This window comes from Nonomuraea sp. NPDC046570, assembly GCF_040645915.1.
Classification (GTDB): domain Bacteria; phylum Actinomycetota; class Actinomycetes; order Streptosporangiales; family Streptosporangiaceae; genus Nonomuraea.
This window is the reverse complement of the sequence record NZ_JBEYZF010000002.1, coordinates 88,105-102,445: the sequence shown is the minus strand read 5'-3', so window position 1 is coordinate 102,445 and position 14,341 is coordinate 88,105. Positions and strand designations below refer to the sequence as shown.

At 71.3% G+C, this 14,341-nt stretch carries 11 protein-coding genes; 4 read left to right on the top strand and 7 right to left on the bottom strand.

Going from position 1 to position 14,341, the window contains the following annotated elements:
* The first annotated feature begins 38 nt into the window (after window positions 1-38).
* The 4 genes from ABZ911_RS04040 (at window position 39) to ABZ911_RS04025 (ending at window position 6,539) form a co-directional block, all read left to right on the top strand.
* Window positions 39-1,253 (top strand): MFS transporter, encoded by a 1,215-nt coding sequence (locus ABZ911_RS04040; RefSeq protein ID WP_358051639.1) that lies wholly within the window; start codon window positions 39-41, stop codon window positions 1,251-1,253.
* Window positions 1,254-1,322: 69 nt separating this feature from the next.
* On the top strand, window positions 1,323-3,212 hold the full coding sequence (locus tag ABZ911_RS04035) for a histidine kinase (protein WP_358051637.1): 1,890 nt from the start codon (window positions 1,323-1,325) through the stop codon (window positions 3,210-3,212).
* Window positions 3,213-3,266: 54 nt separating this feature from the next.
* A complete protein-coding gene (locus tag ABZ911_RS04030) occupies window positions 3,267-4,712 on the top strand; it encodes a BTAD domain-containing putative transcriptional regulator (RefSeq protein WP_358051635.1) in 1,446 nt (481 codons plus the stop codon).
* Between the two features lie 54 nt (window positions 4,713-4,766).
* On the top strand, window positions 4,767-6,539 hold the full coding sequence (locus tag ABZ911_RS04025) for an NAD+ synthase (RefSeq protein WP_358051634.1): 1,773 nt from the start codon (window positions 4,767-4,769) through the stop codon (window positions 6,537-6,539).
* Here ABZ911_RS04025 and ABZ911_RS04020 read toward each other — a convergent pair.
* From ABZ911_RS04020 to ABZ911_RS03990, 7 genes are all read right to left on the bottom strand, one after another.
* Entirely contained in the window at window positions 6,501-7,055 is a 555-nt protein-coding gene (locus tag ABZ911_RS04020; RefSeq protein ID WP_358051632.1) for a TetR/AcrR family transcriptional regulator, read from the bottom strand. The genes ABZ911_RS04025 and ABZ911_RS04020 overlap by 39 nt on opposite strands.
* Window positions 7,052-8,275, bottom strand: a complete 1,224-nt coding sequence (locus ABZ911_RS04015) for a hypothetical protein (protein WP_358051630.1) — start codon at window positions 8,273-8,275, stop codon at window positions 7,052-7,054. The genes ABZ911_RS04020 and ABZ911_RS04015 overlap by 4 nt, the downstream gene beginning before the upstream one ends.
* A complete protein-coding gene (locus tag ABZ911_RS04010; RefSeq protein ID WP_358051628.1) occupies window positions 8,272-8,658 on the bottom strand; it encodes a hypothetical protein in 387 nt (128 codons plus the stop codon). Before ABZ911_RS04010 ends, ABZ911_RS04015 begins: the two co-directional genes overlap by 4 nt.
* On the bottom strand, window positions 8,655-10,679 hold the full coding sequence (locus tag ABZ911_RS04005) for a right-handed parallel beta-helix repeat-containing protein (protein WP_358051626.1): 2,025 nt from the start codon (window positions 10,677-10,679) through the stop codon (window positions 8,655-8,657). The genes ABZ911_RS04010 and ABZ911_RS04005 overlap by 4 nt, the downstream gene beginning before the upstream one ends.
* Window positions 10,680-10,756: 77 nt before the next feature.
* Entirely contained in the window at window positions 10,757-11,359 is a 603-nt protein-coding gene (locus tag ABZ911_RS04000) for a TetR/AcrR family transcriptional regulator (RefSeq protein WP_358051624.1), read from the bottom strand.
* Between the two features lie 7 nt (window positions 11,360-11,366).
* Window positions 11,367-12,866, bottom strand: a complete 1,500-nt coding sequence (locus ABZ911_RS03995; protein WP_358051622.1) for an MFS transporter — start codon at window positions 12,864-12,866, stop codon at window positions 11,367-11,369.
* Between the two features lie 142 nt (window positions 12,867-13,008).
* On the bottom strand, window positions 13,009-14,229 hold the full coding sequence (locus ABZ911_RS03990; RefSeq protein WP_358051620.1) for an MFS transporter: 1,221 nt from the start codon (window positions 14,227-14,229) through the stop codon (window positions 13,009-13,011).
* Window positions 14,230-14,341 lie beyond the last annotated feature (112 nt).

Genomic DNA, 14,341 nt, shown 5'->3' with positions numbered 1-14,341 from the left:
GTTCGCGGAGCAGCCCGCAACCCGTCGAACATGTGATCGTGACAACCGCACTCGCCCCCAAGCCCTCGTTCCTCAAGTCCCAGGTCAACGGGCTGCCCAGGCCGTTCTGGGCGTTGTGGGGCGGCACGCTGGTCAACCGGCTCGGCACCATGGTCATGCCGTTCACCGGCGTCTACCTGACCCAGGCTCGCGGCCTGTCGATCGCCACGGCCGGGCTGGTGATGGCGGTGTTCGGCGCGGGCTCGCTGGTGTCCCAGATCGTGGCGGGCTCGCTGGCCGACCGGATCGGCCGCCGGGCGACGCTGAGCGGCGGGATGGTCGCCACCGCCGTCTGCATGACAGCGCTCGGCTACAGCACCACCCTGCCCGCGATCCTGGCCTCGATGTTCTCGCTCGGCCTGGTCATCGACGCCTACCGGCCCGCCTCGAGCGCGCTGGTGGCCGACCTGGTCTCGCCGGTGGACCGGCCGAAGGCCTACGGGCTGCTGTTCTGGGCGATCAACCTCGGCTACGCGGTCGGCATGACGGCCGGCGGCTGGCTGGCCGGGTCGGGCTTCATGTGGCTGTTCTGGATCAACGCGGTCAGCTGCCTGGCGTTCGCCGCCCTGGTCTGGCGGGCGGTCCCGGAGACCAGGCCGGCCCGCGGCGAGAGCGAGACGGGCGGCTGGGGGCAGGTGCTGCGCGACCGGCTGATGCTCGCCTTCACCGTCGTGGTGCTGGGCAATGCCTTCGTCTACGCGCAGACGGTGAGCATGCTGCCGCTGGCGATGGTGAAGGTCGTGGGGCTGAGCACCGCGGAGTTCGGCCTGGCCATGGCGGTCAACGGGGTGCTCATCGTGCTCGTCCAGCCGCTGGTGTCCGGCTGGCTGGGCCGCCGCGACCACAGCAGGACGCTGGCGCTCGGCATCGCGGTCCTCGGCGTCGGCTTCGCGCTGACCGCGTTCGTGACGACCACGCTCGCCTTCGCCGCCACCATCGTGATCTGGACGCTCGGCGAGATCGTCACCGCGGGCATCGCGGGCACCATCCTGGCCACCCTGGCCCCCGCCCACCTGCGCGGACGCTACGCGGGCGTGTTCGGCTTCGCCTGGTCGCTGGCCATGCTGCTGGCCCCGCTGGCCGGCGGCTGGCTGCTCGCCCTGGGCCCGCGGATGCTGTGGTTCAGCGTCGGCGGCGTGGGCCTGCTGGCGGCGCTCGGCCAGTTGGCGATCGGCCCCGCGATCCGGCGCCGGGCGGCGTTGAACGACTGTTGATCCGGTGTTGGCACGTTCCCGGTATGTTCCCCGCAGCCCCACCCCGGGGGCGCGGAGAGGACAGGTGGGATGCGCCGGCTCAGGATGGCGCCGGGCGGATGGCCGGGCGACACCGCGCTACGAGGCACGGCGATCGGCGTGGCCGCGTTCGCCATCGTGCTGGAGCTCGCCGACGTCTGGGTGACGACGCGGCTGCCGCGCTCGCCGGACAACCCGCTGCCGTTCGCGCCCGAGGACATGGCGGGGACGGTGTTCCCGCTGTTCGGGGTGGTCCTGGTGTGGGCGCTGCCGCGCCATCCGGTCGGCTGGCTGCTCTGCGTGGGCGGTCTGGCCGCGGCGGTCAACATCCTGGCCGCCAACACCGCGATGATGACGGGCGTGCCGCCGGACGAGTGGGCGCTCGTGACGCTGAGCTGGAACGTCTGCACGCTGGCCCTGGCGGTGCTGCTCCCGCTGCTCTTCCCGACCGGGCGGCTGCCGTCGCCCGGGTGGCGCTGGGTGATCGTGCTGGCGGGCGTCGCCATGGTCGCGGACTGGGTGGCCAAGGTCGCCGGCCGGGCCGACCTCAGGTACGCGATCTCCTGGGAGGTCTCGCTGGCGATGGTGCTGGCCCTGGGGTCGCTGGTGGTGCGGTTCAAACGGGGCGACACCGTGGAGCGCCGCCAGTTGCTCTGGCTGATGGCCGCGCTGCCGGGCCTGATCGTGCCGTGGATCGTCGGCGGCCCGCTCTGGTGGGTCGCCTCGCTGACCATCCCGCTCATCCCCGCCGCGATCGCGGTGGCGGTGCTGCGCTACCGGCTGTTCGGCATCGACACGCTGATCAGCCGGGCGCTGATCGGCGCCGGGCTGGCCGTGATGACCGCGGCCGTGTACCTGGCGGCGGGCGGCGCCTCCAGCCTGTTCCTGTCGGAGTTCGACCGGTTCGCGGGGCTGGCCGCGGCGCTGTTCGCGGGCGCGTTCTTCCGGCCCATCCACCGGGGGCTGCAGCGCGGCGTGGACCGCCTGCTCTACGGCAGCACCGGCGACCCGACCGCGCTGGCCGAGCGCCTCAAGACGCGGCTGCGGCAGGCCGACCCGGGGCACGGGCTGCTCGCCACGCTGGAGGTGCTGCGCGAGGGGCTGGCGGTGACCGGGGCGAGTGTGCGGATCGACGGCGCGGCGACCACGTCGGGCGCGGCCGAGCCGGTCGCCCGGACGGTGCCGCTGGTGTGGCACGGCCGTACCGTCGGGGTGCTGCTGATCGGGCCGCCCGAGCGGCGGGCGTTTCCCGCCGCGCACGACGAGCGGGTGATCGCGACGCTGACGCCGTACATCGCCGAGGCCGCGCACGCCGTGCGGCTGACCGGGGACCTGCAGGCCTCGCGCGAGCGCATCCTGACCGCGCGCGAGGAGGAGCGGCGCAGGCTGCGCCGCGACCTGCACGACGGGCTCGGCCAGTCGCTCGGCGGCATGGCGATGTCCATCAACGCCGCCCGGCTGGCCGTGCGCGACTCTCCCGACCAGGCCGAGACCATGCTGGCCGAGCTGCGCGCGGGCATGGACGCGGTCAGCTCCGACATCAGGGAGCTGGTGTACGGCCTGCGCCCCCCGGCCCTCGACGAGCTGGGCCTGGCGGGCGCGGTGGAGAAGCTGGCCGGCCTCCCCGTGGAGACCTCGGGCGACCTCGGCGGCCTGCCCGCGGCCGTGGAGGTCGCCGCCTACCGCATCATCCAGGAGGCGCTCAACAACGCCCGCAAGCACGCCGGCGCCGCGAACATGTGGATCACCCTGGAGCGGGCGGCGAACCTGCGGATCACCGTCCGCGACGACGGCCGTGGACTGCCCGCCGACCTGCGGCGGGGCATCGGCCTCGGCTCGATGAGCGAGCGCGCCGCCGAACTCGGCGGAACCTGTACGGTACGGCCGGGGCCCGGCGGCGGAACCATGGTTCACGCCGAACTACCAGTGATGGGGAAATGATGGCTGATGTCGCCATATGTGGGTGTCGTTGCTCGCTCTACGCTTACGCCTGCGATGTTGACCTTTAATGCCCTCGGCCCGTTCCAGGCCACCCACGACGGCCTCCCCTTGGACCTCGGCGGCCAGCGCCAGATGGCGGTGCTGGCCCGCCTGCTGGTGGCCAGGGGCCGTGCCGTGCCCGTGAACATGCTCATCGACGAACTGTGGCCCGGCGGCCCGCCCGCCCAGGCCCTGTCGACCATCCAGGGGTACGTCTCCCGGCTGCGCCGCGCGCTGGAACCCGGCAGGGCGCCGCGCGAGGAGGCCGGGGTGCTGGTCTCGGCGCCGCCCGGCTACGCGCTGCGCGCCGAGGCCGGCCAGGTGGACTCCTGGCGCTTCGAGACCCTGGTCAAGCAGGAGGGCGAGGCCGAGCAGGTGTGGACCGCCATGGAGGCGGCGCTCGACCTGTGGCGGGGACCCGCGCTGGCCGAGTTCGCCGACCTGATGTGGGCCTCGACCGAGGCGAGCCGCCTGGAGGAGCTGCGCCTGGTCGCGGTCGAGCGCAGGGCCGGGGCGGGGCTGCTGCTCGGCCGGGCCGCCGAACTGGTGCCCGACCTGGAGGCGTACGCCTCGGCCTGCCCGCTCAGGGAGGAGGCCTGGCGGCTGCTCGCCCAGGCGCTCTACCGCACCGGCCGGCAGGGCGACGCGCTGGGCGCGCTGCGCAGGGCGCGAGAGGTGTGGCGGGACGAGCTGGGCCTCGACCTGTCCGGCACGCTGCAGCGGCTGGAGGCCGACATGCTCGCCCAGGCACCGCACCTGGACGAGCGGGCCCAGCCGGTGCCGGTACCCGTGCAGGCGCGGCTGCGCGTCGTGGTGGCCGACGACCAGGCCCTGGTCAGGGCCGGGATGCGGGTGGTGCTGGACAGCGAGCCCGGCCTGGAGCTGGCCGGCGAGGCCCGCGACGGCGAGGAGGCGATCGCGGTCGTCCGCGACACCCGGCCCGACCTGGTGCTGATGGACATCCAGATGCCCCGGCTGGACGGGCTGACCGCTGCCAGACGAATCCTGGCCGACGCCGACCCGCCCAAGGTGATCATGATGACCACCTTCGGGACCGACGACAACCTCTACGCGGCGCTGCGCGCGGGGGTGAGCGGGTTCGTGCTGAAGACGTCGGCACCCGAGCAGCTCATCGCCGCGATGCGGGCGGCCGCGGCGGGTGACGCGCTGATCGATCCCGCGGTGACGACGCGCCTCATCTCCGCGTTCGCCGGCCGGACCGACCCGGGGGCGCCGCCGGAGCTGGCCGGGCTGCCCGACGCGCAGATCGACGTGCTCAAGTTGGTGGCCAGGGGGCTGACCAACCGGCAGATCGCGCAGACGCTGGTGGTGCAGGAACGTTCCGTCGCGGCCACCGTGGCCTCGCTTCTCGATCATCTGGGGCTGTTCGAGCGGGCCCAGCTCGTCATGGCGGCCTACGAATCGGGGTTGATCAGGCCGGGCGACCGGGAGGCGAGATAGATCTCACTTATCGTCCTTTTGATGATAAGAAAGCTGAGGTACTAGGCTGTTCCCGTGGCATACCTGCGCATTGCCCTGGCACAGACCAATCCCGTCGTCGGCGACCTGAGCGCCAACACCGACTCGCTGGTGGGCTGGACCCGCCAGGCCGCCGAGCGCGGCGCGCACCTGGTCGTCTTCACCGAGATGTTCCTCACCGGCTATCCGGTCGAGGACCTCGTGCTGCGCACCTCCTTCGTCGACGCCAGCATCGCGACCCTGGAGCGGGCCGCGGTCCGCCTCGCCGAGGAGGGGCTCGGCGACCTGCCGGTCGTCGTCGGCTATGTCGGCCGGGCCAATCTGGCGCCGCGCACCGGGCAGCCCAAGGGCGCCCCGCTGGACGCCGCCGCCGTGCTGTACCAGGGCCGGGTCGCCACCCGTACGGCCAAGCACCACCTGCCCAACTACGGCGTCTTCGACGAGTACCGCTACTTCGTCCGCGGCGACCGGCTGCCGATCTTCCGGCTGCACGGCGTGGACGTGGCGATCGCCGTCTGCGAGGACCTGTGGCAGGACGGCGGGCCGGTCGCGGTGGTCGGCCGGGCGGGTGCCGGGCTGCTGGTCGTGCCGAACGCCTCGCCGTACGAGAAGGAGAAGGACGACTTCCGGCTGGAGCTGGTGGCCCGCAGGGCGCGCGAGGCCGGGTGCGCGCTCGCCTACGCCAACCAGGTGGGCGGCCAGGACGAGCTGGTCTTCGACGGCCACTCGCTGGTGGTAGACGATTCGGGCGAGCTGGTCGCCAGGGCCGGGCAGTTCCGCGAGGAGCTACTCGTCACCGATCTGGAGCTGCCCGTGTCGGAGGCCGAGCCCGGCACGTTCCCGTACGACGCCGGTGACGGCTCGATCATCACGGTCGAGCGGCTGGTGCTGTCGGAGGAGCCGGTCGAGATCGCCGAGCCGATCACCGGGCCGATCGCCGAGCGGCTCGACGACACCGGCGAGGTGTACCACGCGCTGGTGCTGGCCGTACGCGACTACGTGACCAAGAACGGCTTCCGGTCGGTGATCCTCGGCCTGTCGGGCGGCATAGACTCCGCGCTCACCGCGACCATCGCCGCCGACGCGATCGGGCCCGACCAGGTGCACGTCGTGCTCATGCCCTCGCGCTACTCCTCCGCGCACTCCGTCTCCGACGCCGAGGAGCTGGTGCGGCGGCAGGGCCTGCACTCGCGGATCGTGCCGATCGGGCAGATCGTCGACGCCTTCGAGAAGGAGATCGAGCTGTCGGGGCTGGCCGCGGAGAACCTGCAGGCCAGGGTGCGCGGCATGACGCTGATGAGCCTGTCGAACGAGCACGGCCACCTGGTGCTGACCACGGGCAACAAGAGCGAGCTGGCGACCGGCTACTCGACGCTGTACGGCGATTCGGCGGGCGGTTTCGCGCCGATCAAGGACGTGCCGAAGTCGCTGGTGTGGACGCTGTCGCGCTGGCGCAACGCGCACACCGGCGACGGCTTCCTGCTCCGGGTGGACGAGCCGATCCCGGAGAACTCCATCTCCAAGGAGCCGAGCGCCGAGCTGCGGCCCGACCAGCGCGACACCGACTCGCTGCCGCCCTACGAGGTGCTCGACCGGCTGCTGGACGACTATGTGGAGAAGGACATGGGCTCGGCCGAGCTGGTCGCCGCCGGGCACGACCCCGCGCTGGTCACCCGCGTCATCCGGCTGGTCGACCAGGCGGAGTACAAGCGGCGGCAGTATCCGCCCGGTCCGAAGATCACGCCGAAGAACTTCGGCCGAGACCGGCGGCTACCGATCACCAACCGCTGGCGGGAGGCGGCGGGCTAGGTAGGCCCGCAGCATCTCCTTGGTCTCCTCGACCATCGCCGGGTCGCCGTGGTGGGCGCGCAGCAGCGCGTCCGCCGCCTCCACCGCGGTCAGCAGCGCCATCCGCAGCGGCTCCCCGTCGGTCAGCCCGGCGCGGGCGGCGAGCATCTCCGCCAGCGCCGCGGCCACCTCGTGGTTGTCGCCGAAGTCGATGACCGCGAAGCCGGGCACGGTCCGCTTCATCCGCAGGTACTCGTCCACGACGACGTCCACGACCTGGTCCCAGTGGGCGGCGCCCGGCATGCCCACCGCGATGCCGGCCAGGAACTGCTCCAGGTTGCGCCGCGCCAGCGCCTGGGCCAGGCCGCGCTTGTCGTCGAAGAAGCGGTAGATCGAGCCGATCGGCAGCCCGGTCCTGGCCGCGACCGCGCGCGTGCTGAGCGCGTCGTAGCCGCCCTCCGCCAGCAGTTCGGCCGCCGCGTCGAGCATCTGGCCGACCCGCTCGACGCTGCGTTGCTGTACGGGAGTACGTCTCATGCGGCAAACAATAGGGTCAACCCGCCGAGGGTGTAGCAGACCATGAGCACGAACAGCGGGATCTGCCCGGCCACCGCCCTCGCCGGGGGCAGCAGGCGGACCGACCGGTCGTGGGCGGCGACGACCCCGACCACGTGCCCGCCGATGACGGCCAGCACCTGGACGGTGGCGATCACCCCCGGCCCGACGATCTCCAGATCCACCTCGCCGTCCAGGCCGAACACCAGCAGGAACGCGCGCTGCCCCTCGATGACCAGCAGCGAGAAGTAGTGCGCGACCAGGTAGCCGACGGCGATCGGGACCAGGGAGTGGGCGAACCTCGGTGACATCCCCCGGGCTCCGCCGATCAGCCCGGCAGCGCCGATGCAGGCCGCGTACAGCACGGCCACGGCGACGATCGCGGCCAGTAGGCCCGCCGTGCCGAGGACCGTCCGGCCGAGCGGGCCCGACTGCAGGGCGTCCACCCAGAAGGGCGCGGAGGAGAAGCCGTCGTAGCCGGTGCTGCCGAGCAGGACGCAGACCGTGGCGACCAGGCCCGGCGCGGGGACGATCGCGTCGAGGCCGTTGAAGGGGCTGCGCAGCACCAGCGCGCCGTCGGACCTGCGGCCGACCGGGGACAGGTGGCCGACCAGCGTGGAGTACACCTCGAACGGGTCGCCGCGCTCCAGCCAGGCGTGGCCGTACACCAGGGTGCCGGTGAGCTGGACCGCGCCGTGGAGGGCGAGGAAGGCCAGCAGGGTGGCCGGGGCGGCGGGCTCGGGCGAGACCAGTTCCACCCAGGTGAAGGCGAGCAGGCCCGCCGCGGCGGGCCAGTGACCGAGCCGGGCCGGCAGCGGCCTGCGCGCCCGGTCCGGCAGCAGCCGGAACGGGTTGAGCAGCCGCCACACCGGCCCGAACAGCAGCGAGGCGGGCACCAGACCAACCCAGAACACCACATAGACCAGGTACGGCCCGGCGTTCGCCTCCGTGCGCGCGGGGCCGGCCACCAGCCAGCCGAGCGTGTACACCAGCAGCAGCAGGCTCACCACACGCAGCGGCCGGGCGGGCGGCGAGACCCTGATCGGCACGCCCGCCTCCGCTCCCCTGAACCGCGAGTCGGCCCACAGCAGGCCGAGCGCGAGGAAGGAGACGACCAGCGCGGCGAACGCGCCCGCGTAGGCGTAGAACTCGGGGATCGGCAGGTCGCTGCGGCTGCCGACCCCGTGCGCCAGGACGTTCACCGCACGCGGAGCTGGAGGAGCACCAGCTTGGAGTCGTGCGTCTCCACCTCGAACACCCCGGTCCTGTCGGCCTTGAAGCGGACCGTGACCGGCTGTCCCGGCACCAGCGTGGCCGGAATGTCGAAGCCGTGCACGTGCAGTTCGTCGGCGACGTCGCTGGTGACGATGAGGCTGACCGGCTGGCCCTTGGTCAGCTCCAGCCAGCCGGGCGGCGGCTCGACCTTACCCGCCGCGATGGTGATCTCGGCGCGCGCCTCGCCCGCCACCGGGGCCGGCACCGAGGTGGACACCTCGTGGCCGGTGCCCGGATTGTGGTGCGTCTCGGCCTGCGCGCCGCATCCGGCCAGCAGCAGGCAGGCGAGCACGACTCCGGCCCGGGTCACGCGGCCACCTCCTCGGCCACCGCTGTACGGCGAGGCCTCGGCGCGAGCAGCACGACCGCCCACAGCACCCAGACGCCGACGAGCAGGCCCCTGATCCAGCCGGGGCCGACGGGGATCAGCGGGAGCATCCAGACGGCCTTGTCCAGGGCGTCGACCAGGGAGAGCGCGCCGACGACGACGCTGAACCAGCCGAAGGCGCCGCGCATGATCAGGCCGACGCCGAGGAACCAGACGCCCATCAGGGCCAGCGCGACGGCGGACACGGGCGTGTACCAGTCCAGCGCGCCCACCACGTCGGCGGCCAGGCCCGCGAGGCCCACCACCGTCAGGATCGCGGCCCACCTTGCCTTGGCGGACTGGGCTCCCTTGGCTGCGGTGCCGTGCTCGCGCAGGCGTCTGCGCCACAGGAGGACCGCCACCAGGGCGAGGACCAGGGAACCGCCCAGGGCGATCTGGACCTCCACCCGTTCGATGCCGGTCGAGCCGTACCAGGAGCAGCCGCCGGGCAGGCGCTGTTCGCCGATGCTGTAGTCGTTGCACAGGTACATCTGGATGAGCTTCACCGGCTCGGCCACCACCCGCGAAGGGCCGGTGCCGCCGCAGCCGGGCAGCGCGCCCGGGGTCGAGGCGCCGACGCCCTCCCAGCAGTTGCCGGCGCCCTGGCCGTCCCAGTACACGTCGGCGCCGTTCGGGCGCCGCTCGCCGGTCGGGGAGAGGCCGAGCTTGTTGCCGGTGTACAGGTTGTGGTGGGAGGTGTCGAACTGCTTGTCCCACGATTCCTCGCCGCGGATGAAGGCGGGCACGGCCAGCAGGTTGAAGGCGCTGGCCTCGTGTCCCCAGATCCAGTTGTCGCGGAAGACGTTCCAGTTGCCGCCGCCGACGATGACGCCGGTGCCCGGTGGCAGGCCGATCTGCGGGCAGACCACGCCCTGCTCGTAGCCTCGCTCGGCGGGCTTCTTCTCGCAGGTGCCGTCCTTGACGTACTTGTAGTAGTCGGCGTTGTTGTCGTAGATGCGGTTGCGCTCGAACTTGGCGTGGTTCTGCGGCAGGCCGGGGTGGCCGGGGAACGCGCTGTCCATGGTGGCGCCGGCCAGGTTGCCGTAGAAGTCGTTGTCGTGCGCCCAGACCGAGTCGCCGGCCGTGCCCGAGTAGCCGACCATGTTGTGGTGGCTGGAGCAGCGCCTGATCTCCATGGCGTAGCGCGGCACGTCGTAGCCCCGGCCGTCGTTGATGTTGGAGGCGCTGCCCGGGTAGATGCCGGAGTCGCCGTTGCCGTAGGACTCGCAGTCGGTGTAGAGGCCGTGGTCGCTGGCGAAGGTGAGGAAGCCGTACTCGTCGTTCCAGCGGGTCAGCATTCTGTCGATGACGAAGCCGTCGGTGGCCAGGATGTACAGCGAGTTGAAGGTGGTGCGCTGGGCGGTGAAGTTGCGGAAGTAGACGCCGTCGGTCATGTCGGCGCGGATCGCGTTCAGCTTGCGGTACTGCGCGTCGACGATCACGTCCAGCGGGCCGGCGCCGGTGCCCTCGATCTGCAGGTCCTTCACGCCGAGGATGGCGACCAGGTTCTGGTTGTGCGGGCACTGCTTCTGCTGCTCGAAGGAGAGGATCTGATAGCCCCAGGAGGACCAGCGGGCCTTGAGGTTGGCGCACTCGCCGGTGGGTTCGGGCTGGCTGGGCTCCTCGTGGTAGAGACCCGGCAGGATGGCGATGTTCATCCCCGGCTTGTCGACCTGGTCGACGGCCTCCTGCAGATGCCTGAACCCTATTTCCTGACATTTCGCGAAGAGGTCGAGATTGCGCTGCCGGAGGTCGTCCGGAAATTTCGCGATCCGCTGCTCGAAGTCGGCTTTGTCGGTTTTGCAGACCAGGAGGTCGGGCTCGCCCGTCCGGAGGACCGGCACGCTTCCCGACCCGTCGGGCAGCTTGACCTCCCGTTCCTCGTGGGCGAAGGCGACTCCTGCGGGTAACAGCAGGCCAACGGTCAGCGCGACGAGCGTCGCGATCCTGCGCATGGGGGGCATGGCCGCGAGACTAGAACATTGCTCACGTTTTGCCTAGGGCCCCTTCTCCGGCCCGCCCGCGAGGTCTCGGGCCGGGTTCAGGCGGCCAGGCCCTGCAGGACCTGGTCGACGATGCGCTCGGCGAGATCGGCGGTGAGCAGGCCCTCGCCTCCCCATTTGGTGTGCCACAGCATGGTCCCGTTGAGGATCGCCATGGCGAGGGCGACGTCGAGGTCGGGCCGCAGCTCGCCGTTCGCCCGGCCGCGCTCCAGGACCTCGACCATCGCCTGCCTGCGCGGTTCGATGGCGAGCATCCTGAACTTCTCGAACAGCTGCGGGTAGCGGTCCGACTCACTGAGCGCGATGTTCATCACGCAACGCGTGCGCACGTGGCCGGCCTCGGTGCGCATCACGTCTAGCAGCGTGATCAGGTCCTCGCGGACGGAGACCCCGGCGAGCGGCGGGAGCGGCGCCTTGAGCTTCGCCAGCGCATGGGCGACGAGGTCCTCCTTGTTGGACCAGCGCCGGTAGATCGTCGTCTTGCCCACGCCGGCCCGGGCCGCGATCGCCTCGATCGACAGCTCGGACACGCTCACGCCTTCGCCGACGAGCTCGAGGGTCGCCTCGATGATCGCCTTCTCGGCCTTCTCGCTGCGGGGACGGCCCGCAGGGCGGGCCGTACCTGTCTCAGTCGTCGTCATCGCGCGCTCACACTACCGCTGGCTGCTTCTCTTCCACCTTGAGTACGGCCGGCGCCTTGCCCGGCATCCACCTGTACACCACGCCCACGCCCACCAGCGCGACCACCGCGGAGACCAGCGCCGTGGTGTGCATGCCGTGGATGAAGGCGTCGTAGGCGGGCTGCAGCAGCGCCTTGCCCTGCTCCCCCATGCTCTGGGCCGCGTTCACGGTGGCCATGATGGACTCGCCGGCCTCGTGCCGTACCCCTTCGGGCAGGGCCGAGAGCGCGGGCGCGATCTCGCCGCGGTAGCTGGAGGACAGCACCGAGCCGAGGACGGCCACGCCCAGCGCGCCCGCCACCTGCCGGACCGTGTTGCTCATCGCCGAGCCGACCCCGGCCTTCTCCCTGGGCAGCGACTCCATGATGGCGGTCGTCGCCGGGGGCATGAGGTTGGCCATCGCGGCGCCCTGGACGAAGAAGACGACCTCGATCAGCACGATCGGGGTGTTCTGATCCATCAGCGCGTAGCTGCCCAGCGCGAGCGTGACCACGATCAGGCTCACCGTGGCGGCGGCCTTGGCGCCGAAGCGTTCGTTCACCCGCTGGCTCAGCGGCGCGAAGATGAGCTGCGCGGCCGCGAACGGGATCATCAGCGCGCCCGCCTGCAGCGGCGTGAAGCCCAGCACCACCTGCAGGTAGAACACCAGGAAGAACATCCCGCCCATCATCGCGAAGAACACGATGCCCATCATCGCGATGGCCGAGCTGAAGCGGATGTTGCTGAAGTTCGAGACGTCGAAGACGGGGTGGTCGATGCGCCGTTCCCACCAGACGAACACGGCCAGCACCGCGACGCCGACGAGCGTCGGCACCAGCACCTCGGCGCTCGTGACGCTGGCCAGCTCACCGCCGCGGATGATGCCGTAGGTGACCGCGACCAGGCCGATGACCGACAGCAGCACGCCCACCGGGTCGAGCTTGGACGGCTTGGGGTCACGCGACTCGGGCACGATCATGCCGATGAGCACCATGCTGATCAGCACGATCGGCACGTTGATCAGGAAGACCGAGCCCCACCAGAAGTGCTCGATCAGCAGGCCGCCGGTGATCGGGCCGATCGCCACCGCCAGACCGACTCCACCCGCCCAGATGCCGATCGCCTTGCCGCGCTCCCGTGGCGGAAAGACGTTGGAGATGATGGCGAGGGTGGCCGGCATGATGGCCGCGCCGCCGACGCCCATGAAGGCCCTGGCCAGGATGAGCTGCATCGGATCCGTCGAGTAGGCGCTGGCCAGCGAGGCCAGGCCGAACAGCGCCATGCCGATGAAGAGCATTCGCTTGCGACCGGTACGGTCACCGATGACGCCGAAGGTGAACAGCAGGCCGGCGAAGACCAGGGTGTAGGCGTTGATCGCCCATTCGAGCTGGCTCTGGGACGCGCCGAGGCCCTCGTTCGGGTCGGCGATGGTCTTCAGGGCGACGTTCAGGATCGTGTTGTCGAGCACGACCGCGAGAAGGCTGAACACCAGCACTCCCAGGATCGCCCATCGCCGTGGATGTCCGGTGTCTTGTTCCACAAGGATCCCCAAATTTCGATACGGTTGAGTTTCGCAACGCAACCGTATCGCAAGGTATTTCGATACGCAACTGTCCCGTTTCGTAATGGGATCAGGGTGTTCCGGTGGCGGACACGGGCTCGAGCACCGGCTCGGCGTCCGCCTCCGGGCGCGGCCTGCGCCGCCAGAACGGCAGTGCGACCAGCACCATCACCACCCCCACCAGGCCCGCGACCAGGAACGCCCAGGCGGGCCCATGGCTGTCGATGATCGCCCCGGCGATCGGCGCCGAGGACGCGCCGCCGATCATCAGCGCGGTGCCGTGCAGGCCCATCGCCTCTCCTCTGGCACCCGCCGGCACCCAGCGGCTGACGCTGTCCACCGTGGACGACAGCGCCGGGGCGCACAGCACGCCGGCCGGGACCAGCGCGACCAGCAGCCACCGCCAGTCGCCGCCGACCAGCCCCACCGGGACGGTGAGCGCGCCCATCGCGGCGATCAGCACCAGCGGCGAGAAGCCCCGGGACAGCCCGCCGTACACGAAGCCGCCCAGCAGTGAATAGGCGCACCAGATCGCCACGCCGACGCCGATCCAGGCCGTGGCGCCCGAGTGCTTCATCGAGGCGACCAGTGACAGTTCGGTCGCGGTCAGCACGAACGTGGCGGCGGCCGCCGTACCCAGCAGCGCGACGAACGCCGGGGTCAGCCACTGCCCGCGCGCCACCTTCACCGGCGGCGCCAGGAGCTCCTCGGCCGAGCGCGTCGGCGGGTTGAGCAGCAGCAGGCCGACCCCGGAGCCGACCATGCCGGCCGCGATCACGGCCATCGTCCACTGGCTGCCCAGCGTGGTCACCCCGGCGACCGCGAGCGCGGGACCGGTCATGTACGACAGCTCGATGAACATCGAGTCCAGCGAGAAGCCCATCCGGCGCTGCTCGATCGGCACCATCGCGGCCAGGCACTGCCGGATCACGCTGAACACCGGCAGCGCCAGCAGCCCCGCCACACCCGCGGCGACGACCAGCACCGGGTACGGCAGCGCCCAGGCACCGGCCCAGAACACCGCCTGCGCGAGCGTCGTCACGACCAGCACCGGACGCAGGCCGTGCCGGTCGACGAACCTCCCCGCCAGCGGCGAGCCGACGGCCATGCCCACCGTGCTCGCCATGCCCACCAGGCCCGCCTGTGCGAAACCGAGCCCGAGGCCGTTGACCACATGCAGGGTCAGCGCCATGCCGGTGGCGGTGGTGGGGATCCGGGCGAGCAGCCCGACCAGCAGCAACGTGCGGACGCCGGGCAGGCGCAACAAGCGCCGGTAAGGTTCGATAGCCATTTTTATTACTTACCTCCGTCCCTATTGTGTCGTTCGTTACCGACACTTTCGCCACCGGATTACCTCCGGGGAGACGGGCGTTGAACCTCGTGCCATCATCAGATCGTCCGGG